This window comes from Paenibacillus sp. VTT E-133291 (genome assembly GCF_002264395.1).
Classification (GTDB): domain Bacteria; phylum Bacillota; class Bacilli; order Paenibacillales; family Paenibacillaceae; genus Paenibacillus_AQ; species Paenibacillus_AQ nitricinens.
Genome location: NZ_NFVA01000025.1, coordinates 50,671 through 72,999 on the forward strand (window position 1 = coordinate 50,671; position 22,329 = coordinate 72,999).

The window sequence follows — 22,329 nt, forward strand, 5'->3', positions numbered from 1 at the left end:
GTCAGAAACAATTTAGTTCAAGAAACTGCTCAGTTGACTCTCAGCCTCTCCTTGCTTCAGTGCCTGAGGCTTGTCCGCCTCATTTAGTCCTAAACGATTACCCAGCTGAGTATTGATTGCCGTCATTTTAGACGTATAATCTTGGCAGCTCTCAATAATACGACGGTTGGACTGTTCTGAAGTATCTAGTGCGCTAAGCAGATCACCAATCGCTTGATTCACAGCTTCCATAGACATAGAAGGCTTAGACAGCAACTCGGTTGTTTTCTCTGTAGTGGTACGCAGCAGACGTGCATTTTCTTTAAATTGATCTTCAATCGTCTTATTCGTCGCTTCTACAGCATTGATAACGTTCTCCTGATCCGCTAAAGACATCGCAATCATTGCCGACACCGTGATCAGATTAGAGGTCTTATCAATTGCGTTATTCACGGAATCAATCAGCTTGTCATTATTATCATTAATGATGTCTGTAGCAGCAATCGCTTGATTGTACAGCAGAATCATTTCTGTCATCGACTGAATTCGAACCATCACTTTACGCAATCCGCGCTCCAGATAAGCTTTACGGTACTCATTCTCAGGCTTCGCGATCTCTACCTCGAACAATTCTTTCAACTTAGTGCCGAAAGCAATTTTGGTCTGCAGGTTATAGATCTCTTCCATAGAGGTACGTTTCAGCTGACGCATATTCACAATGCTCTCTTCGAGGGTATCTCTACCATCGCGAAGCCCTGTAACTATGGCATCAATGTTCGTACGAACCGACTGATATTTATACACATAGTTCTTCATTGGACTCTTACGCAGAATCTTGCCAAAGAAGCTCACATTCTTACTTTGCTGCAGATTCTCACACTCATTCCGCAGCTTCATAATCATATTAGGCACTTCAACGCGCTTACCAGACATCAGGTCATTCACTGGGCGATCCAGCAGCTTCAAGGTTTGTCCTGCTTTTTCCTGCGTCTTAACCCCAAGCTTGCCGATATCATCCATCAAGGAATCCAGTGTAACCGTATCCGTTTGGGATACCTTCTCAATTAATTGTGCCGCTTCCTCGACTACCTTTTGTTCATCTTCTTTTTTTAATTGGATCAACTGCGTGGACATGGGATTCCCTCCTATAGTTCGGAACTGCTGTACCGCTGATGAATCAGTTCCGCCTTCGTCTGAAGTTCCATCAGGTCTTTATGTTCGATCGTGGACGCGATATCCGATATTTTGGAGTCGACATCTCTTAGACCGTTCAGCAGCATTCTCCGATTCTTCGTCTTTGCTTCACCGCCGAGCCGTAAGAACGGATTGATTACACCATTCAAATCCTTCAGAATCAACCTGCGGACCGTATGATTAATCTCGCCGTTATTCAGCTCCTGCAGCAGTGGAATTACACGTTGAAGCCTCGCGAAGAGCGCCAATGATTTCTCGACAATTTCATTGTCCAGCGTATCCTTCTGCCCTTCTGAGATAATCATATCTTCCAGAATACTAAGATACTCCACAACCGGAGCGAACTCCGGTCCAATCTTCACCGCGCTCTCAGTTCTACTGTCATAGCTGTGATTACCTGATGTGGTATCATTTGTCGTGGTGCTTAATTGAGGAGCACTCTCAGCGGGTGCCTTACCAATAGGTGTCGTCACAGGGCCTGCTGGCAACACCTCCGCTGGGAGATTGGTTCTTGGACTTCTCGTTACCAGAGCACCTATCCCCGCACCCGCTAAAGGCAACAGCAGAGAGATGAATTCGGGCAGAAAAGAGCTCGTTAATACAGCAACAACATAACCGATACCGGCGTAAAGCAACACTTTCGATTTAAACTGAATTGTTCTCACCTCTTGTGAGCGACTTTATGAACGCTCAATTCACGGCATCCGGAATGACAGATTGGCCGTTTATTTTCATAATCATCGGTTGCTCCAGATGGCTAGCCAATACATCACCTTCAAAATTCATAGGCTGAACCTCGCCACCGAGTGCGCTTTTGACGGCTAAATAAGGAAAGTTAATCCCTGACAGACATGACATATGCAGTCCACCGGACATTCGTGGGTTAATTTCCAACAACTTTGGAATATCTCCATTGTATTTCATTTGAATATTGAAATTGAAGGGGATCTTGTAAACTTCTGCAACTCTAGCTGCAATCTCCTCCAGTTCAGGAATATGCTCCATCAATCGCAGACGACCGCCCACTTTTCGACGTGGCACAGCCACTAATAGCTTACCGTTCTCATCTGCCAGACAATCTATACTATACTCGTAACCCTCCAGTAATTCCATCACCATCAAATCAGGGAAGTTCTCTTTGCTTGCAAGAATATGATAGGCATCCTCAAACGTAATCAATGGAGTTACATACCCAAAAAGCTCTTGAAGCGGATCGCGGGTATTGTCGATAATTCGGAAGCCTAACCCGCCTTCTGTTTCAGTAGGTTTAAAGCAAACACGATGTCCCTTGGCAACAAGGTCCGTGTAAGCGTCTTTAAACTGCTCCGCTGTACTAACTACATGATAATCCGGGATACTCATGATGCCCTGCTCACTAACATTCTCGTAAAATTTACCTTTGTCCATAATGGACTCCAGCAGATCAAGATCTCTACAGACCAGAACCTTAGTACCAATCGCATCAAACATTGCCACATGGAGAGCAATATCAAGCATATGCAACCGTGGAATAAAGACATCGATCTCATTACGCCGACAGAAATCAACGCAAAACTGAACATATTCTATTCCCTTCAGCGCCGGCTCGGTTTCAGCAAAGTCAGCACCTTGTAGCGACATATGGCGGATATCCGGGTGTGTTGCAAAGATTTGAACCGGTATACCATCCTCGTTATTGCGAAGGAGATTCATATAATGGTAAGCCACGGAAAACCAACGATTGAAATAAATATTTACCTTTTTCATAGTGGCCCCACTCCCAATGCAGTTAGATTATTATAGATCATATTTACATACTGCAAAATCTCATCTCCAGCAAATACGCCTGATTCTTTCGTAAATGGATATCTTGATTTTACAAGACCACTCTGTTGCTCTGCAAATATTTCACCATGGCAAGGAGCAATAGCATAGTCGGCACTCTCAAGCAGACTCTTATCTAGCAGTGAGTCCCCGGAGGCTACCATAGGTTCAGAACGAACGGTGCGCCGCAAATGGAGTATAGCGTCGCTTTTGTTCACGGCAGCCGGCACAGCGTACAACTTGCGGCCTTGTAAAGAAACCCTCCAGCCAAGATTATAGAGCCGATCTGATAGATTAGTGATTTCATCTAAAGGTAACTGATCCCGATAAACCATGAAGGAATAGAATAGATCATCACAATAATTCTCACTAATGATCCAATCCTCACGTACAACCGCCTTGATATATGATCTAATCTCTTCAGCCCCAGCAGAGTGACGAGCTACCAATCTACCGATTGATTCTCTCCATTCCTTATCCACAACACCACCGATTAAGATATTCCCCCCATTGCTTGTAACCGCATAGTCCGGTATTACTGTTTCTTGAAACAGATTAATACGCTTATATTGTTGTATCGTACGCGTAGTAACCGGGATGAAAATAATCCGTGTGTTCATATCCATCAGCTGATTTAATGCATGCTGCGAAATATAGGATCTCGTCTTTCCCTCTATAATTTCTGCCGGAATTAGACCTGGAGTATTCTCCGGCACACCTATTGCACCTAAAGAATAGATCAAAGTACGATCTAGATCACTAGCATATATCATTCTGTCTCCCCCTTCAGCGGTTTAATTATTCCGCAGCAGGAGTACGTCATCCCAGGAAAGATCTCAACAGGAACGCCCCGGTCCTTCGCTAAGAGAAGAATATGCTTTAGATTCGGATTATCCATAGTATCGACAAGAATTTTCCAAGGTACTCTACGTAGTAATACGCGGGTTGTTTCGCCGACTCCCGGCTTTATCAGATTAATGTTATCTATTCCGAAAGTCTCCTGAATACACTGAATATCACGAAGACCCTGCCAAGTAATTTCTGGCGGATGCTCCAGCATCTGTTCAGCAATATTCTTCGCTTCTTCTACTACGGAAGGAAAATACGGGCAAATCGTATCAATAAATACATTGGACTCGTCCGCATTCAGCCACTCCTTATAAAACTTTGAACCATGAAATTCCTCAGGACCAATGAGATCAGCGTGTAACACCGTTCGGCTCATCAGCCCTGAAACGGTAGAGTTTAAGCAGGCGCTAGGAATGAGATAGTCTTCTCTAGTCCCAAACATACCTGCGCAGCTTCCAGGGTCAGCCAATACGGCAAGATCATCATTTAAGCGAATACCATACTTCTCATAGAAGGTATTGCAAGAATCAATCAGCACCCCACGGATAGCCCCTTTTCCTGTCCACCCATCCACAAACTGCAAATCAGCATCAAGTCCATGCTTCTGCAGAATGTAGAGTATCGCATTCTCATCTATACCTTTTCCTCGAATAATAGAAATACTATAATGCGGCAAGTCTACCTCGTATCTCTCAGTTATATAACGCTTAATCAGTATACCAACGGGTGTTCCAGCTCTAGCTAAAGAGACAAGCACTGTACTGCGTCCTCTTCTCGAGAAAATCATTTCAGAAACAATGGCAACAGCTAAAGCAACCTTCTTAGCTGATTGCTGCAGCGTCTCATGAAACAGGTCGACATACTGCTCGGTAGGCTGATATTCAACGGGCAACATCTCAGAATAATGGACACCCGATTGAATAGCCTCCTCCCTTTCCTCCGTCGCCAGCTCCAGCGAAACGTCACTAAGATCCTTAAGCAGAAACGTAACATCTGACGGTGGATAGCTACCTAAGGGAACCGGTTCTGCTATTTTTTTGTCTATGACTTTATGATTACTTGTTCCCTTCATACTGGAGGCCCTCCACTTCTTCCTTCAGGAGTCAGTACAATAAGATGCACTTTATGGCGAGCAAGTGTCTTCAGTATATCAAGCATGGGTTTCATTCGTTCATGCGGTACATCACGCTCAATCAGCACAAATATTTCATCATACTGATCAGAATCCACATTATAAATAAAGTTTGTAATTTCCGGATCGCTAGCTGAAGGATATGCGGCAGCACTATGCACTCCGTAATCTGGTCGACGTTCAGGGTGGATTGGACTGCGAGTAGAGGACTGATACGAAATGCCTTCCCCCATCTCAGCCGCTATCCGCATAGGAAGGTACATAAATTCACCTACACCCATCACTAGAGTCTTAGAATTCCCCCCTCGTAGTTCTCTTAGCCGAGCGGCTATCCGGGTTACCCCTACATCAAGATCATCATTATTCAGCGACTCCAGTCCGAAACGTCCGCTGTATTTCACATAAGGAGACGAGTTGGTGTCACCATATGAATCTACGGATGTTGCCTGCAGACGTTCTAAACCGTCCACTACATAAGTGGTCACTACTTCGGATTCCACTGAAGACGATAACAAATCTTTGTCATTCCCAGCATTTAGCAAAGGCGTGCCTTTTACTTCAATACTGCCTTGAAGCAAACACAAGGACTTAATCCGAATCCCCAGCTCCTGTTCTAATTCGCTATAGGTATGAAGATTATTACCGCTCCTCCAATCCAAAATAGAAACGACTACGTATTCCTCCCGAGGGAATTTGGACTGAATATCACGGATCGTATTAATGGCTGTATTCCCTGTTGTAATCTCATCATCCACCAAAATAATCGGCTCAGTCCCTGATAATAGCTTAATGTTCAAGGCGTAACATAGATGGTCAACCGCATGTGAATGCTCTTCTTCAAAGCTAACAATGGACTCCAAATCGATGATATGTTCACGGGTAGTATGAATATATGATGCTGCATCAGCAAACATGTTGTACACACTGTGACCCAGTGCAGTTGCAGTCTCAGCAAAGCCAATAAAGACAACAGGCCTAGGAAGAATTAATCGTGCAGCTAATAAATGCTCATAGGCTTCCTTGGCAGACTCAGGATGTATCAGTCCGTGTACAGCTTTATCTAATAAATCTTCCATCCTATCATTATCCGCAGAATTACCGTTCATCTCCTGATATAACAGCAGCGCTAATGCAGCACCACTTAGCAGAGAGGTGTACGGATTAACAGGGATATGTTTACCAAGTACCTTGCTGACGAACAAAAAGGAGCGTTTCTTATTAATCCGGGCTGCCATGGAGAATAAAGTATCCACAGGCAAATGAAAGGGATTAGATGTTTCGGTAACCATAACCTGCAGGTTCTCGACTATGTTATACGTGTGTAAATTCGTTTTCGGGTAATAATCCGACAAAATGCTGTTGTTCATGTAACACCCCGTATATTTGTGATCGTAGTAAAATCCGTTTTGCCCAGTTCAAATGCGGCTTAATCTCGTTCATTTTATTAGAATATTGACTCTTGAAGACTCCTAGGCTGCCATCGTTACTCTCTACGATACTGCAGGCATCAACATATTCCTCGTGCATTACCGTGTACATGGCCTGAACAGGTCTGAGGTGTGAGGGATGTATAATTGTCTTGCCCAAGATCCCATTTTCTTTATCTAAAATCACTTCACGAATAAGCCCATCCATGCTGCTAGAAATGTAACTATTTCGCATGTCGCGGCCGTTTTTACCATAGGTGTCCTCAAATGGAGTCTGCCGTAGCTGTGGTCTGAGCACCCGATGCCCTTTATTCGCAAAATATTCCCAGACTGGTCCGGAAATTACATACCCTTCTTCCACTCTGCCAAAAATATTAATAATATCCGATATGCAGTCTCGAATAGGGGTAAGATCATAAATACTAATATCAGGACTACGGCGCAGTCCGAATAAACTTGAGAAGTCTGTTGCTCCAATTCTAACGTTCAACACATATTCGCGGTAATTGCCTAGCAAATTACGAATAGATAAAAGACTATCTACCCGGCTCTCCCGGTAAATAATAGGCGCACTTTCCAGAATTGGCATGCCATAAAGCACTGGGTCTGAGTAACTGCGCGTTCTATTGTAATCGGCTATCGCCTCGAAATATTGGATTCCGTTGTCGACCGAAAATTTAGGGAAAACAAACCCTGTTAACATCGTAACCAAAGACCCTAACCGAAAAATCAGCTGCCGTAGCTGCTCCGGGTTACGAACTCGGATGAAGAGGAGCGGAAGACTATCACTCCTGCTTGGCTCGTTCTCCTCATATGCGGCGAGAAAAATAAGATGCTGAATGAGAGACTCCTCTGCATGGTCAACCTCGTTATCACCGATCGCATCCTCCAGATCAATAATAACGGTTACAAGTCCTGCACTTTTGAGCTTCAAAATGTCTTCGGGAACACTAGCACGAGTTGCTGGCATATAAAGGGCAGCTCCAACAGCATGAGCCAGCAAATCTTTACTCGTAGTATTATGGTTAAATGAAATCGGCGGATTATAAAATAAGGCTATTTCTTGTTCTTTCGTCAGGTAATCGAAGTATCTCAAGATGGTTCCCCCTTATAGTTTTGCGAAGCCAAGCAAAACAAGCGCAGGCCTCTCCTATAGAGAGTGGCAGAACCAGCTATACCCTATCCGGTTCTCTCATATATAAGTGAAGGCCTACGCTATAAACATATACGATTACCTGAAAGCAGCAGTGTTCAACTAGCTTTGAAATCAAGCATTTCTATGGGCTTCTTTTTTCTTACGCAGTACGCTGTAAAGGATCGTACCACCGAATACAAGAATAATGATTGAAAAGAATAATACATGTGGCATTTCGTACCCAAAAGCGCCCGCGAGCATTTTACCAGCAATAATGGCAATAAGCGCAAAGGCGGCACGCTCAAGTTCCGGAATTTTATCAATAAGCTTCAAGAATAATTGCGCTACTCCCCGCATCATCAGAACGCCTATGATTCCGCCCATAAAGAGCACCCAAACCTGGTTACTAACACCAAATGCAGCAATAACACTATCAATGCTGAAAGCAATATCCATTAATTCAACAAGGAAAACCGTCTTCCAAAAAGAGAACCCCTTATTCTCGATCTTCTCATCGCCACCGCCCTTAAATAACCCGCCATAGGCGATATAAAAGAGATAGGCTGCACCAAGAACCTTAACCAACATAAACTTAATAAGAAATGTCCCTAGACCGATAGCCAAAAACCTGAATACATAAGCGCCTATAATACCGTAAAAGAGCGCCTTCTTCTGTTGTTCCTTAGGTAAATGCTTAACCATGACGGCGAGAACAAGCGCATTATCTGCAGAGAGCAGTCCCTCTAGCAGAACTAAACTACCAATAATGCCCCAGCTAACCGGGTCTGAGAGCGTACCTACCACATCGCTCCATGAGAAAAAATGACCGTAGTTCTCACTAATATTCCTAAAAAAATCAGCGAACCAATCCATTACACTTGCGCCTCCGAAAAAATCGTCTATTTACTGCCAGCAACCCAGCGCAGTCCCCAGCCATATGCCTCATCAATCTCCCGATGACCACTGTAATATTGGACCAGCCGTTCAACACTGAATGTCTCGTTATTCACATTCCGAAATAACGCGATAGCACACATGCCTTTGCGGTTGTTATGCTCGTCCAAATTGACAATAATATCGGGGCCGCCACTCTGGGTAATCGTGACAACACCGTCAGCTTCTGACCAATTGGTAACACCTTTATAAATAAAAGAAAAAATTAGAATCCGTTCAATATCAGCAATTTTGCTGCCGTTAATCCGCAGATTCTCACCGGTTGTTACAGAGCCTGTCCGGTCATCTCCATCAAGCATGACATAAGGAGGTTGGTTCAATGAGCCAAAAGCATTGCCCAGCGCCTGAACTACTCCCTTACTGCCATTCTTCAACTCATATAGACAAGCAAGATCTAAATCCACACCATTTTTACGATTAAATAGCCCTCCACCCTGCTTCTGATTCCAGTTGAGGTTAATTAGCAATTCACCCAAACCACCAGCTGATTTCTTCAGGTTGATCGAATCACCTTTTTTCTTCAGTTCGATCTTCTTCAGGTTGAGATTGACCGGAGGGGGTGTTACAGCTGAAGGCGCAGCTGCAGGAGGAGGTGGAATCTGAATCTTAGGCTCCGCTGCAGGCGCTGATTGACGTTTAAGCTCTGGCTGCGGTGGAGTAGCAGGCTTAGGCACTGGTATTGGTGCCGGTGCTGGTTCATCGTTCGTTTCTAACCCAAAGTTCTTACACAGTTCCTGTAGACCACCAGCAAAACCCGCGGCAATGGCGCTGAATTTCCATTCACCGTTATATCTATATAATTCTCCTACCACAACAGCCGTTTCCACGGAGAAATGATTTTCAAGATCACATCGGAGAAGCTCCGCACCTGTTACTTGATTCAGAATCCGAAAATAGGCCTGATTTACCTGCCTAAAACTTTGACCTCGCTTCTCGCCATCATAAATGGTAAGTGTAAACGCGAGTTTCATCACATCAGAAGGAATTTTGTTTAGTTCCACGTCAAATTGCTTGAGGCTGTCTGATGTAGGCATTTCCTTATATCTGATATAAGGTGTAGACGGATTATTATAAAATATCAAATCCTCATCTTTGCTTACTTTACCTTGCGCTCCAAGCAGAAAAGCAGAAGTATCAATCTCAAGTGAGGATGGCGATTGCCAGCCAATCTCTACGATAAGAGAATCAAGTCCAGGATTGCCTTTAGTTAAATCGACCTTTTGTCCTTTAACAACTGTAATACCCATTCTTACACCACCTTTATAAATGGAGCAAGCATAAATGCCTTCGATGTCCTTATAAGGACGACAAGCGTTTATGCGAGAAATATAAGATATATAGTATCGTATGAACCTTAACTTGCTTATATTTTTAAATAACCCCACATAGTGGAGTTTATCCTTCGAGATCCCTTCCATGTCCTTTGTGAGGGAATCCATAAAGAATTAAAAAAAGGGCAGGATCGGTAATGACCCCGCCCGGAAGATGCTATTGCGCGTCCAGCCCATAATTTCTACACAATGCGCTAAGACCGCCGCCAAAACCACTACCAATAGCCTGGAACTTCCAATCCGCACCATTGCGGTAGAATTCACAGAATACAACGGCTGTCTCTGTTGAGAATTCTTCACCCAGGTCGAAACGAAGTACTTCCCGATCCGACGACGCATCCACAACTCGTACAAAAGCATTGGAGACTTGTCCAAAGTTCTGTGCACGAGATTCGTAATCATAAATGGTTACTGTTATCCCAATACGCTGAATATGGGCAGGGATTTTGGTGAAATCAACGATGATTTGCTCGTCATCTCCGTCACCTTCACCTGTACGGTTATCTCCAGTGTAGATTACAGAACTCGCACCACCATTTGGATTGTTATAGAATACAAAATCATCAGTACCTTTAGCCTTGCCGTCTTCATGAAGCAGAAACGCTGAAGCATCGAGGTCAAATTCTTGACCTCCACTATATTTATTAGTGTCCCAGCCCAATCCAACTACTACCTTTGTCAGACCTGGATTAGTCTTGGTAAGATCAATTCGCTGTCCTTTGGAGAGACTGATCGTCACGGACATAACCTTCTTTCATTGAGTAGATTCAGTTCACTGTATAACTCTAAGCTCTATACTACAAGGCTTATTGCAGGCCGTAATCGCGAGTCAAACCGCTCAAGCCGTCTTTGTAGCCGCTACCGATGGCATTGAACTTCCACTCTGCACCATGACGGTATAGCTCACCAACAACAACACCAGTTTCAATAGAGAAGTCTTCACCCAAATCGAAACGAATGAGCTCCTCATTGTTTAAATCATTTACAATACGTACATAAGAACGGGAAACTTGTCCGAAGTTTTGGCTTCTTGCGTCAGCTTCATAAATCGTAATGGTAAAAGCTACCTTTTCCACATCTGCTGGGATACTCAGAAGATCCACTTGAACCTGCTCATCATCACCATCGCCGTCACCCGTACGGTTATCACCTGTATGAACAACTGAACCATTCTCATTCTGTTTATTATTGAAGTAAATGAAGTTCGTTTCTTTTTCAACTTTGCTGTTCGCGTTAGTCAAGAATACAGAAACGTCCAAATCGAAATCTTTACCGCCATCATATTTATTAGTGTCCCAACCAAGACCTACTGTGATTTTGGATAGACCCGGATTTGTTTTGGTTAAATCGATCTTTTGACCTTTAGATAGATTAATTGCCATGATAACATTCCTCTTTTCTTTTATTTGGATTATACGTAGCGTTCTGCCAGTTGATTGATATGTGCTGCGTGACTACCTTCACCAATTGCGGCGAATTTCCATTCTCCACCTTGTCGGTACAGCTCCCCACAAACCAGTGCCGTGTAGCCATTGTAATTATCAGATAGGTTAAAGCGGATTAGTTCATTATTGCCTACAGCATTCATAACACGGATATACGCTGATTTGATCAGACCAAAATCCTGTTTACGATTTGTGGCATCATAAATATTCACCACTACAAGAACCTTGTGCACATCAGAAGGAATAGCATTCAGGTTGACCATGATTTGTTCATCGTCTCCGTCTCCATCACCCGTGAGATTGTCTCCAGAGTGAATGACAGAGTTACAAGGACTTTGCTTATTATGGAAGCAAATCAGGTTCCCCTTCTTAACTAACTTACCATTCTCATTAAGCATCAATGCTGAGGCATCACAGTCCACGTTGGCCTGTTTCTTCACACCGAAGAATCCTCGAGCCGGCGCAGCCGGATCCCAGCCTAAACCTACAATTACGTTAGATAAGCCTGCATTACCTTTTGTGAGATCAATCTTCTGACCTTTTACCAGATTAATTCCAGCCAACTTTACGTACCTCCATTCTCTAAAAAGAATCACCATCTAGTAGTCTAGCTTTTGGATGTTATATGAGTGATACGCTAAAGAACTAAATACGTTTCATCCGAACTCATGTATAGGGTATTACATCATTTATAAACTGAATTCACTAGGGTTTAATCCCAAGACACCGCAAATATGCCGCACAACTGCTTTTTCATTGTCATCAAAATCACCATCAGCTGATCCAATAGCTGAGCACACACCCACAATTACACGTCCCACATCTGGTTTACCGGTAAACTTACCGATGGCTTTCAGTGCTTCCTGCTTACCGATTTCTGGTGAGAACTCAAAGTTACTTACATAAAAGTTGAACTGGGTAATGACGTCTCTCATGTCAAACACCTTTAGCTCATTGCTCATATTCATATAGCCGGCCATTTTGTTCTTTTCAGCTTCTTCTATCTTACCGTCGGCAGCAGCAACTAAGGCGCAACCCGCAACTACCGCATTCATGAAATCTTTATTTTTGAATTTCTTCACTTGATCTGTTAGTCCGTTTTTGGTTGTGTTCAACCAGCTTTTAAATGTGCTCATCGTATTCTCCTTCTATCACCGTAAGATTATGATAACAAAAGATATCCCAGAGCCTCCTCTCCACGTATCCGACAGAATTTTCATAGTAGATCCCTGAATCACGGTTTACTCTTCTAATATACCTGATAAAATAGCAATATTCTACTTTTCCAGACTTTTACAGCTCTTTTCACAGAAAGTTGAAACACCAAAAAAAAGGCATTGCCAGAGATTCTTTCCTCTCTAGCAATGCCTTTAGCACATTCACCTGTAAATTCTATTAAAGAATGATGTCCCCATCATAAGAACCAATCATTTTGTACAGATCCGGCCGGCGATCACGGAAGACGCCCCACTCGATCCGTCCGACTTCCAAAGCATCCAGATCAAATTCACTCACTATTACAGTTTGCTCGTCTCGGCCTGCTTCAACAATTTTATTGCCTTGCGGTCCCGCAATGAACGAAGAGCCGTAGAAATTAATGCTAGAATCTTCATCAATTTCTTCACCGATACGGTTGGAGGCAATGACTGGAATAAGGTTAGCCGCTGCATGCCCAAGCATACAAGTCTGCCAATGATCCTTAGAATCGATCGATCCATCCTGTGGTTCTGATCCGATAGCGGTTGGATAGAACAGAATTTCTGCTCCCATCAGGCTCATCACTCTAGCCGCTTCCGGGTACCACTGATCCCAGCAAATCCCTACACCAATCTTGGCATAGCGAGTGTTCCATACTTTAAAGCCAGTATCTCCCGGATTGAAGTAGAATTTCTCTTCATACCCTGGGCCATCTGGAATATGGCTCTTGCGGTATTTCCCCAATATCGTTCCATCGGCGTCGATTACAGCTAGTGAATTGTAACGTGCGTAGTTCTTTTTCTCATAAAAACTGATTGGCAGCACCACTTGCAGTTCCTTGGCTATTGCTGTGAAATGATTAATCGCTTTGTTATGCTCAAGCTCTGTTGCATATGCGTAATAATCAGCTTTCTCTTTCTGGCAGAAATACGGTGTCTCGAACAGCTCCTGCAGCAAAATAATTTGTGCTCCCTGTGCCGCCGCTTCTCTGACCAAGGTTTCGGCTTTGCTGATATTCTCATCAATATTGCTGGAACAGCTCATTTGCGTCGCAGCTACTTTTACATTTCTCAAGAATCTGTCCTCCTTATATATAAATGTCCCTCAGGACGTTTAGTTTCCTTCAATTATTGCTGAGCAGGCATTTGCTGCGTAGTGCAGTGAACATTCCCGCCTTCGGTGATAACCGCCATACCATTAACTGTACGAATCTTACGTTCCGGGAACAAACCAGCCAGTACTTCCTCAGCAAGCTTATCTGTTTCCACCGCTGTACCACCAAACACAGGCAATATAATCCCACCATTTACGAAATAGAAGTTCAAATAACTGAGCGTCAGACGGCTGCCGTCTTGATCCACCCGTGGTGGCTGCTGAATCTTGATGATTTCCAGCTTACGCCCTTTGGCATCTATGGCATTCTCCAAAATACGAAGATTCTCCTGTGTAATCTCAAAGTTCTCATCCTGCGGATCCTCACAGACCTGAATAATGACTTTACCTGGAGCAGCGAAGCAAGCGATATTATCCACATGACCATCGGTTTCATCACCGCTTAGACCACGCTTAAGCCAGATAATAGTTTCTGTACCTGTATAATTGCGCACGTACTCTTCAATATTCTCGCGCTTCAAATCCGGGTTACGGTTCGTATTGAGCAGACATTCTTCTGTAGTAATCAAGGTGCCTTCTCCATCCGTATGGATCGAGCCGCCTTCCATCACAAGCGGCGCATCAAAACGTGTCACTTGTGAGTGTTCGAGAATCTGTGGAGCTACCTCATCATCCAGATCCCAAGGTGAATATTTACCGCCCCAGGCATTAAACTTCCAGTTCACGCCTGCTAGAACGCCGTCTTTATTAACAACAAAGGTAGGCCCGTTATCACGCAGCCAAGCATCGCTATGCTTTATAGGCAGTAGCGTTACATTCGGTCCGCTGACCAGACGTTCTACCTTTTCCACGTCCTCCGGGTTAACGATGACCGTAATCGGTTCAAACTCGGCAATAGCTGTAATAATGTCAGCATAACCTTGGCATACCGACTCGTGGTTGTCCGGGAAACACATAGATTCCTGCACCGGCCAGGAGATAAAAGTACGTTCATGCTTGCCCCATTCCGGTGGCATTGTATAGTTCAAATCTTTAGGATTCATGTGTTAACTACCTTTACTATTATATTTGGAGCCAGCCCTGTCCTAAGACTCCTACCTCATCATACAATAATATGTTCTAGTGCTCAATTCCCTGGAACACTAATAATGTTGGAAGGAATTCGGGTCATATGGGATCTGACTGAGCTTATAGTGTAATCCTTTTTACCACATCGCCCTCAAAATCCTTAACGATGAATTCTCCACCCTCAAGAATACCATAGGAATTCGGATGATTCTCCTTAGGCAGCGATAATGAACCAGGATTCAGCACGTATACGCCCTCTTTTACATCCGCAACCGGAAGATGGGTATGCCCCTGAATAAAGATATCCTTCTCAGACAGTGCCGGTAAATTCTCAATACTAAAGCCATGACCGTGTGTAACATAGATTCGTCTGCCTTCATGCAGGAGCATCACATAATCGCCCATCATCGGGAACTGCAGCAGCATCTGGTCTACCTCAGCATCGCAGTTACCACGTACTGCCGTAATAGGCTTCTTTTTGTTATATTCATTCAGTTTATTAGCAACTCCCTGCGGGTCATAACCCTTCGGCAGTGGATTTCTGGGACCGTGATATAAAAAGTCTCCTACGATTACAAGACTGTCTGGCTGTTCTTCCTCTACCTTTTCCAAAGCCCGTTCTAACCAGAATAAAGAACCGTGAATATCGGAAATAAACATTAGCTTCATCATGTATTCTCCTTTTCGACTTAAATAGATCTTGTGCTTAGGTTTCAATTTTAACCTTGAACAGGCAAACAACGCAAAAGCGGACGTTCCTCCAAAAGGAACGCCCTGCCCTATATGCCTCTATTCTTACGGCAAGTTCGATGATCCCATCAAGAATCGGTCCACTTCGCGGGCTGTCTGTCGCCCCTCATCAATGGCCCAAACTACAAGGCTTTGTCCGCGGCGCATATCACCTGCTGTGAATACCCCTTCTACATTGGTCGCTTGTGCTCCGAACTCCGCCTTGACATTTCCGCGCTCATCACGTGCCACCCCAAGCTCACCTAGCACAGTCTCCTCGGGCCCTGTGAATCCTAATGCGAGTAGTACCAGCTGTGCCTTTAGAACTTCTTCACTGCCTGGTACTTCAACCGGAACTATCCTTCCCTGTTCATTACGATTCCACTCAATTCGCACAGTATGCAGCTCCTGCACATGTCCACCGTCGTCACCAACAAAACGTTTCGTCGAAACCAGATAACGACGTGGATCTTCCTTATATAGTGAAGCTGCTTCTTTTTGGCCATAGTCCACCTTAAGAACCTTTGGCCATTCCGGCCACGGATTGCTAGGCTGACGGGTCAGTGGAGCTTGTGGCATAATCTCAAGCTGGATCACACTACGGCAGCCGTGGCGGATCGACGTAGCTACACAGTCTGTGCCAGTATCCCCGCCACCGATTACAACTACATCCCTACCTGCCGCAGACATGTATTCACCATCAGCAAGCTCTGAATCCAGTAAGCTCTTAGTATTCAGTGTCAGAAACTCCATCGCCTGATGAATGCCCCGCAGCTCACGACCCTCTATAGGAAGCTCTCGTGCCTGCGTAGACCCGCCACACAAGATAACAGCATCGTGCTCCGCCTTGAGTTGTGACGCCGAGATATCTCTCCCAATCTCTGTACGAGTTACGAATGTAATGCCTTCAGCCGCTAGCAGGTCTACCCGGCGCTGAACCGTCTTCTTATCCAGCTTCATGTTCGGAATACCATACATCAACAAACCGCCAATCCGATCTGCCCGTTCATACACGGTCACCGAATGCCCTGCCTTGTTAAGCTGAGCTGCACAGGCAAGACCTGCTGGACCCGAGCCCACTACAGCTACCTTTTTACCTGTGCGTGTAAGCGGTGGCTCAGGAACAATCCAACCTTCTTCAAAACCTCTATCTACAATCGACTTTTCAATCGACTTTATCGTTACGGGCTTGCCGTTCATCCCTACTGTACAAGAACCTTCACAAGGTGCCGGACACACGCGTCCAGTAAATTCAGGGAAGTTATTAGTCTTATGCAGACGTTGCAGTGCAACCTCCCAGTTTCCACGATAAACCATATCATTCCATTCAGGAATCAAGTTGTGTAGAGGGCAGCCGGAAGCCATACCAGATAACAGACGTCCTACATGACAAAATGGCGTACCACAGTCCATACAACGTGCGCCTTGCTCGCGCAGCTTCTCTTCATCCATAGGGATCGAGAATTCATCCCAATTCTTAATCCGCTCCAGCGCCTCACACTCCGAAGGCGTCTGCCGTTCAAATTCCAAAAATCCGGTTGCTTTCCCCATCTCTCTCATCCTCTCTAAATATCCCCACAGATATATACTTCCTAAACCGTTAAAAAAGAAAAGTACGCGCTTTGTTTGTCTGCTGCCAAGCCTATGCCACTCTAAAGCACCAAAGTAAATGCCTTCATATTAACATCCAATATCATCATCGAAAATGAGTAATGTCACCTTTTTATGTAAAATGAAACAATCAAATTAAGAAAATGAAAAAACAAAAAAAAGCACACAGTGTACTGTACCTGATTAAAGTACGTTACTCCGCATGCTTTTCAATAATGATCTTGTAAAAGACTATCTATTGCGCCGTCAGGACTACTGTCCCAATCCCATTTACAGTTAGCTTATTTCCAGTCAGCTCCTGCGTAAGATCAGCCCCGAAGATGGTCTTCCATGCTCCAAGCTGCGGCAGAACCACAGTAGTGTGTTCAGCATTCGCATTAAAAAGAACATAAATATGCTTCGCTGCATCTTCTCCAGCATGACCACGTAGCGTGTAAGCTACTGCACTTGCCGGTGCTTTTTCAAAAACCAAATGGTTCCGAATGTCAGCTGCTGTTCGCATACGGAAGGCCGGGTGAGCTTTACGCAGTGCGATTAACTGTTTCATATACGTCACATCTTCCTGATGCGCGGCGCACAATTCCCAGTCCATACGATTGATTTCGACCGAAGATTTATAGCTGTTCTCCACCCCGTCCTTCGTACGCATAAACTCCTGCCCTGCATGGATAAAAGGAATCCCCTGACTCATGAACACTATCGCAGAAGCCAGTCTATGCATGGAACGGCGCTGCGTAACCGTCTCACCCTCGGTGGACAATACGATCTTATCCCATAAGGTATGATTATCATGACACTCTACATAATTAACGTTTTGCTGAGGCTCCACGGCAAATTGCTTAATTCCTGGGCTGAAGTCAATTCCTCCCGCAACCCCTGCTTTGATCGCAGGCTCCAGACCCATCATTCCACTGATGAAGCCCGGCTGATCATACAAAAAGATATTTCCTTTAATAGCATCCCTGAAATCATCATTAAAATGTCCGATTCCCGGCATAAGGGAAGCATTCTTCTGATGAGCGAGCCGTTCCACCGGTAGCTCAGTCCCCATCATCCAGCCTTCACCGATCGTCATGATGGACGGATCTATTCCATCCAGACGCCGCCGGGTTTCCCGCATTGTATCGACATCCATCAAGCCCATCAAATCGAAGCGGAAGCCGTCGATATGGTATTCTTTAGCCCAATAGACCACGGAGTCCACAATGAAGCGGGACATCATCATACGTTCTGTAGCCACGTCATTTCCGCAGCCTGAGCCATTCGACAGGCTTCCATCTTGTTTATAACGCAAATAATAGCCAGGAACCAGTTTAGTGAAATTCACGCGGTATCCGTCGTACACATGGTTGTAAACTACATCCATAATGACGCGGAGTCCACGATCATGAAGCGCTTGAATCATTGTTTTTAGTTCTTGAATACGTAGTCCGGGCACATAAGGATCCGTAGCATAGGAGCCTTCAGGAGCATTGTAGTTCTTCGGATCATAACCCCAGTTAAAATGCGGCTCATCCAGCTTCGTCTCATCTACACTCTCTGTAGAATAATCATAAATAGGCAATAGCTGCACGTGGGTTACACCGAGATCTGCGATATGATCGAGTCCGGTGAGAATGCCCTCTGGTCCGCGGGTTCCTTCTTCCGCCAAAGCGAGATATTGACCCTTATGAGCCATTCCGCTTGCTGGATGAATGGATAAGTCACGCAAATGAAGCTCATAAATAATGGCGTCTACAGGATCCTCAAACGACGGCTTATCTTCTGTCCACCGCTCAGGGTCCGTCTTGCGCAAATCTAGAATAGCGCCTCTGTCCCCATTCACGCCAACAGCCCGTGCGTAAGGATCAGCTGCTTCATTCCACTGTTCACCTAGACGAACTCGGTAGGTATAGAACTTGCCATCTAAATCACCGTCAACCGTAGCTCTCCACGTTCCCCGAATATCGCGGATCATAGCATATTCGGACTCCGCAGCTCCCTGCCATGAATCATAAATTACTAGCTCTGCCTCCTGAGCCGTAGGAGCCCACAAGCAAAATGATGAAGAGGCCGATGAATATGTAAGTCCGAGATCATCCCCGTCATAACTAAACAACTGATCAAACTCCTGAGCAAATACGGAAATCCCTCTAGTAGTCGCAGGATCACCATAAAAAATCGGTTCCTTCATTTCCTTTTGTACGGACAAAGCACCTATCCCCTTTTCCAGTTATTAACTGGATTATAGTATGATCCTCAAATTTGTGCAAACGTTTGGACTCAAAATAACCAGATCATTTTTCCAGGGTAATTGCATAGCTAAATCACGACTAACTTGGCGTTTCTAAGATATTCATTCCCACCATTGTGATGATGTCTTTATTTGCATAATATGGGATGCGGCGTTCTTTACAGAGAGCAATCCTTCCATCCCTATACCTCACACCATTATCCTGAACGATGAGGATTGGACAATCCCCGTTATCAGGTACTTCATATCCTATTCCTAATACCCAGTGGTAATCGTAAGCGAAATTCCCTCTCCACCGAAAATTAAACCATTTATCAAATTTAACAGCTACTGGCCGACCTGCATCAATCTCCACTTTATACACATCGAAATCGTTAAAAGTAGAGATAGATAGCTTATGTCCCCCTTTTGGCGAGATTGAGGAGTGGATATAAGCTGTGATTCCCTTTACAAACCGACGTACACTCATGCCTAAAGGGGTACCTCCGTGATGACTGTATATGTAATTAATATGAGCTGCTTTAGAGTGAAAATGACCTTTGCCACGAATAAAGCCCATTCCTAGCCGGGTATTCCAATACTCCGTTAAAGCTGCCAGGGTCGCTGGTCCACATGCAGAAGACGGGGATGAAACCCCAGCCTCCCACTGTGTGTATGGATCTACTGATAGTTTGTTACTGAGACTGGAGTTTCTATGCTTCATCAGGATGTTTCTCCCTTTGAAGAGTTTGGCTTAGAAGCTGAAAGGGCAGAGCCTTCCGGAAGTAAAATCACATTTCCACCAACATCCATAGATCCCTCTGAATAAGATTGTGATTCCATTTCCTGTGCGGGCTTCTGCTCTGCCAGAGTAATATCTACCTCATCGCCCTCATATTTACTTTCAGGATTAATCTGTAGCGTGAAATAGAAATTAGAGCCGTTTCCTTCACTACTCTCCACCGCAATGGCTCCGCCCATCAGCTCGACAAGCTTCTTGCAAATGGCTAGGCCTAACCCCGTCCCGGCATACTTACGGTTAAACGAGGAGTGCAGCTGGTAAAATGATTGAAACAACTGATGCTGCTTTTCTAAAGGAATACCTATCCCCGTGTCTCTGACATTAAACTTCAAAGTCGATTTCTTTGAAACCACGGACAATTTCTGCTCCACATAAATACAGACATTGCCTCGGTCAGTAAATTTTATCGCATTGCTGACCAGATTAACCAATACCTGACGTAATCGGCCTGCATCTCCCATAATGCACGTAGGAACCCCTTGTGCCATGCTGTAAGACAGCTCAAGATTTTTTTCCAAAGCCTTAGCCATAAACAGATCCGTTACACTGTCCAGTACCTCTTGAAGATACACGGGCTCATGTACGATCATCATTTTTCCGGCTTCAATTTTACTGTAATCAAGAATTTCATTCAAAATATATAGAAGAGAGCTACTACTCTCCTTAATAATATTGGTGTACTCACGTTGTTCTTCATCTAGTTCCGTCTCTGCAAGCAGATCAGTCATCCCCACAATGCCATTCATAGGCGTGCGAATTTCATGGCTCATAATGGCTAGAAACTCTGATTTAGCTTGGTCCGCTTTCTCCGCAGATTCCTTGGCACGAATGATCTCCTTCTCATCCGTAATATCTCTGAACACGACTACAACACCCTTAGGTTCACCTTTATCAAAAAGAGGCGTTACCTGGTACTCTGCAAGAAAGCTCGTGCCATCTTTACGCCATAAGACTGCATCCTTACTCTGATAAGATCCCCCTGACCTAATAGCCTTGATAAGCGGGGACTCCTCGGGCCTGTAGTGGATCCCATCAAGTGCTGTCTGCTGCATATGATCCAGATAAGAATGGCCCATGATCTCATCATGTTCATAGCCGAGCATATGCAAACCTGCAGGGTTAATGAAAGTCACCTTCTCCTCCATATCGAGCCCAAAAATACCCTCTGAGACTGCATTTAATATCAGGGTGTACTCATTGCTTAGCTTCTCAATTTGTTCTGTATATCTTATACGTTCCGTAATGTCACGGGAAATACCATATACACCAACCACTTGATCGTCTACAATGATAGGAATATTAGTGGTATTGATCTCTACAAAATGACCATCTTTATGAATAAGCGTCAGTTCATAGCTTTGGGGATATCCCTTAGCGGCTAAGTTAAAATGATACAGTGTCTTCTCCATATCCTTCTCATGCACAACGGGACCAAAGTACATTCCGATCAGTTCTTCCAGCGAATACCCGGTCAGCTTCTCCAGATTCGCATTGGCTGTTAAATAATCTCCTTGCAAATTCATTGAGTACACAGCAGAGGGATTATATTCAAATAAAGATTTATAGCGCTGTTCATTCTCCTGAAGCTTGAATTCAAACTGTTTACGCTCTTCAACTGCATGACGCGAGATTAAATCCAGCGAATTCTCGGACATCAATCTATAATTACGTTCACTTTGATAGATCTGTTCCTCTAGATCTCGTTGAACTGCCATTTGTTGATCTGCAATCATTCGTTCTGTAATATCTTCGGCATACACAATAATACACGAAGGGGCTTGTCCTACTGTTCCAAATCCTGAGAATGTCAGGGAAAGCCATACCAGGTGATCCCCTTTGCGAAAGCATTCTTCCTTCTTCCAGCTCCCTGCTGGAGAATTCTGAAGCTCGTCCATCACCAATCTATAGGAAAGCTCTTTCGAAGACGTCTGTCTATTTTCCATTTCTGCAAAAATAGCCCCAGCAAGAAACTCAGCTTCCGTTAAGCCAAGTAAATTGCAAAAAGCCGGATTGACCTTCAGCCACTTGCCCTTACCATCGTATAAAGACAGTGCGGCTATTCCCTCTGGGGACCTCATAAATGCATGTTCCAACATTGTGCTATATTCCACCGCGTTATCCATCTACGCCAGACCTCCTTTGTTGCGAACGTTGCATCCTTTATTCCATCCTAAGTTCAGTATACGATAAGAGAAGTGAGTATAGAAATGTCCTGCGTATCATTTTGAATAGGGAATAGCTTAATTTTAAATATTGACTGGATGGCTTGGGGCAAACTATTATTAAACACAAGTACAAACGCCTACGGCGTCCTCGTTAGGACGATAAGCGTTTAAGCGAGAAATATA

The 22,329-nt window shown here is 44.4% G+C and carries 20 protein-coding genes; all 20 read right to left on the minus strand.

Annotated elements, in window-relative coordinates:
• Positions 1 to 12: 12 nt before the first annotated feature.
• The 20 genes from CA598_RS12700 to CA598_RS12795 all read right to left on the minus strand — a co-directional run bounded on the left by CA598_RS12700 (position 13) and on the right by CA598_RS12795 (position 22,104).
• Complete coding sequence (locus CA598_RS12700) at positions 13 to 1,113, minus strand: toxic anion resistance protein (RefSeq protein ID WP_094876727.1); 1,101 nt, start codon at positions 1,111 to 1,113, stop codon at positions 13 to 15.
• A gap of 11 nt (positions 1,114 to 1,124) precedes the next feature.
• Positions 1,125 to 1,829: a hypothetical protein gene (locus CA598_RS12705; protein WP_094876743.1), complete on the minus strand. Its 705-nt coding sequence runs from the start codon at positions 1,827 to 1,829 to the stop codon at positions 1,125 to 1,127.
• 34 nt (positions 1,830 to 1,863) lie between these two features.
• Positions 1,864 to 2,919: an ATP-grasp domain-containing protein gene (locus CA598_RS12710; protein ID WP_094876728.1), complete on the minus strand. Its 1,056-nt coding sequence runs from the start codon at positions 2,917 to 2,919 to the stop codon at positions 1,864 to 1,866.
• Positions 2,916 to 3,749, minus strand: coding sequence for an HAD family hydrolase (locus CA598_RS12715; RefSeq protein WP_094876729.1), 834 nt, complete (start codon positions 3,747 to 3,749; stop codon positions 2,916 to 2,918). Before CA598_RS12715 ends, CA598_RS12710 begins: the two co-directional genes overlap by 4 nt.
• Complete coding sequence (locus CA598_RS12720; protein ID WP_094876730.1) at positions 3,746 to 4,897, minus strand: cysteine protease StiP family protein; 1,152 nt, start codon at positions 4,895 to 4,897, stop codon at positions 3,746 to 3,748. Before CA598_RS12720 ends, CA598_RS12715 begins: the two co-directional genes overlap by 4 nt.
• Positions 4,894 to 6,324 carry a phosphoribosyltransferase family protein gene (locus CA598_RS12725; protein ID WP_094876731.1) on the minus strand — a complete coding sequence of 477 codons (1,431 nt, stop codon included), beginning with the start codon at positions 6,322 to 6,324 and terminating at the stop codon, positions 4,894 to 4,896. Before CA598_RS12725 ends, CA598_RS12720 begins: the two co-directional genes overlap by 4 nt.
• On the minus strand, positions 6,269 to 7,480 hold the full coding sequence (locus CA598_RS12730; RefSeq protein WP_256990485.1) for an HpcH/HpaI aldolase/citrate lyase family protein: 1,212 nt from the start codon (positions 7,478 to 7,480) through the stop codon (positions 6,269 to 6,271). Before CA598_RS12730 ends, CA598_RS12725 begins: the two co-directional genes overlap by 56 nt.
• 171 nt (positions 7,481 to 7,651) lie before the next feature.
• A complete protein-coding gene (locus CA598_RS12735) occupies positions 7,652 to 8,392 on the minus strand; it encodes a TerC family protein (RefSeq protein ID WP_094869640.1) in 741 nt (246 codons plus the stop codon).
• Between the two features lie 26 nt (positions 8,393 to 8,418).
• Complete coding sequence (locus CA598_RS12740) at positions 8,419 to 9,720, minus strand: TerD family protein (RefSeq protein ID WP_094876732.1); 1,302 nt, start codon at positions 9,718 to 9,720, stop codon at positions 8,419 to 8,421.
• A gap of 241 nt (positions 9,721 to 9,961) precedes the next feature.
• Positions 9,962 to 10,543, minus strand: a complete 582-nt coding sequence (locus CA598_RS12745; protein WP_094869638.1) for a TerD family protein — start codon at positions 10,541 to 10,543, stop codon at positions 9,962 to 9,964.
• Between the two features lie 67 nt (positions 10,544 to 10,610).
• Positions 10,611 to 11,186, minus strand: coding sequence for a TerD family protein (locus CA598_RS12750; protein WP_094869637.1), 576 nt, complete (start codon positions 11,184 to 11,186; stop codon positions 10,611 to 10,613).
• 29 nt (positions 11,187 to 11,215) lie between these two features.
• The gene (locus tag CA598_RS12755; RefSeq protein ID WP_094876733.1) at positions 11,216 to 11,812 is read right to left on the minus strand and encodes a TerD family protein; all 597 of its coding nucleotides are present in this window, start codon (positions 11,810 to 11,812) and stop codon (positions 11,216 to 11,218) included.
• A gap of 126 nt (positions 11,813 to 11,938) precedes the next feature.
• On the minus strand, positions 11,939 to 12,385 hold the full coding sequence (locus CA598_RS12760) for a tellurite resistance TerB family protein (RefSeq protein ID WP_094869635.1): 447 nt from the start codon (positions 12,383 to 12,385) through the stop codon (positions 11,939 to 11,941).
• A gap of 259 nt (positions 12,386 to 12,644) precedes the next feature.
• On the minus strand, positions 12,645 to 13,520 hold the full coding sequence (gene aguB / locus CA598_RS12765) for an N-carbamoylputrescine amidase (protein ID WP_094876734.1): 876 nt from the start codon (positions 13,518 to 13,520) through the stop codon (positions 12,645 to 12,647).
• Between the two features lie 53 nt (positions 13,521 to 13,573).
• Positions 13,574 to 14,602, minus strand: a complete 1,029-nt coding sequence (locus tag CA598_RS12770; RefSeq protein ID WP_094876735.1) for an agmatine deiminase family protein — start codon at positions 14,600 to 14,602, stop codon at positions 13,574 to 13,576.
• Between the two features lie 145 nt (positions 14,603 to 14,747).
• Positions 14,748 to 15,296 carry a phosphodiesterase gene (gene yfcE, locus CA598_RS12775; RefSeq protein ID WP_094876736.1) on the minus strand — a complete coding sequence of 183 codons (549 nt, stop codon included), beginning with the start codon at positions 15,294 to 15,296 and terminating at the stop codon, positions 14,748 to 14,750.
• A gap of 126 nt (positions 15,297 to 15,422) precedes the next feature.
• Entirely contained in the window at positions 15,423 to 16,907 is a 1,485-nt protein-coding gene (locus CA598_RS12780) for a glutamate synthase subunit beta (protein ID WP_094876737.1), read from the minus strand.
• A gap of 295 nt (positions 16,908 to 17,202) precedes the next feature.
• Positions 17,203 to 19,158 carry a type I pullulanase gene (gene pulA, locus CA598_RS12785; protein ID WP_094876738.1) on the minus strand — a complete coding sequence of 652 codons (1,956 nt, stop codon included), beginning with the start codon at positions 19,156 to 19,158 and terminating at the stop codon, positions 17,203 to 17,205.
• A gap of 121 nt (positions 19,159 to 19,279) precedes the next feature.
• On the minus strand, positions 19,280 to 19,903 hold the full coding sequence (locus tag CA598_RS12790; protein ID WP_094876739.1) for a C39 family peptidase: 624 nt from the start codon (positions 19,901 to 19,903) through the stop codon (positions 19,280 to 19,282).
• Positions 19,903 to 22,104 (minus strand): PAS domain-containing hybrid sensor histidine kinase/response regulator, encoded by a 2,202-nt coding sequence (locus tag CA598_RS12795; protein WP_179283659.1) that lies wholly within the window; start codon positions 22,102 to 22,104, stop codon positions 19,903 to 19,905. Before CA598_RS12795 ends, CA598_RS12790 begins: the two co-directional genes overlap by 1 nt.
• Between the last annotated feature and the right edge of the window lie 225 nt (positions 22,105 to 22,329).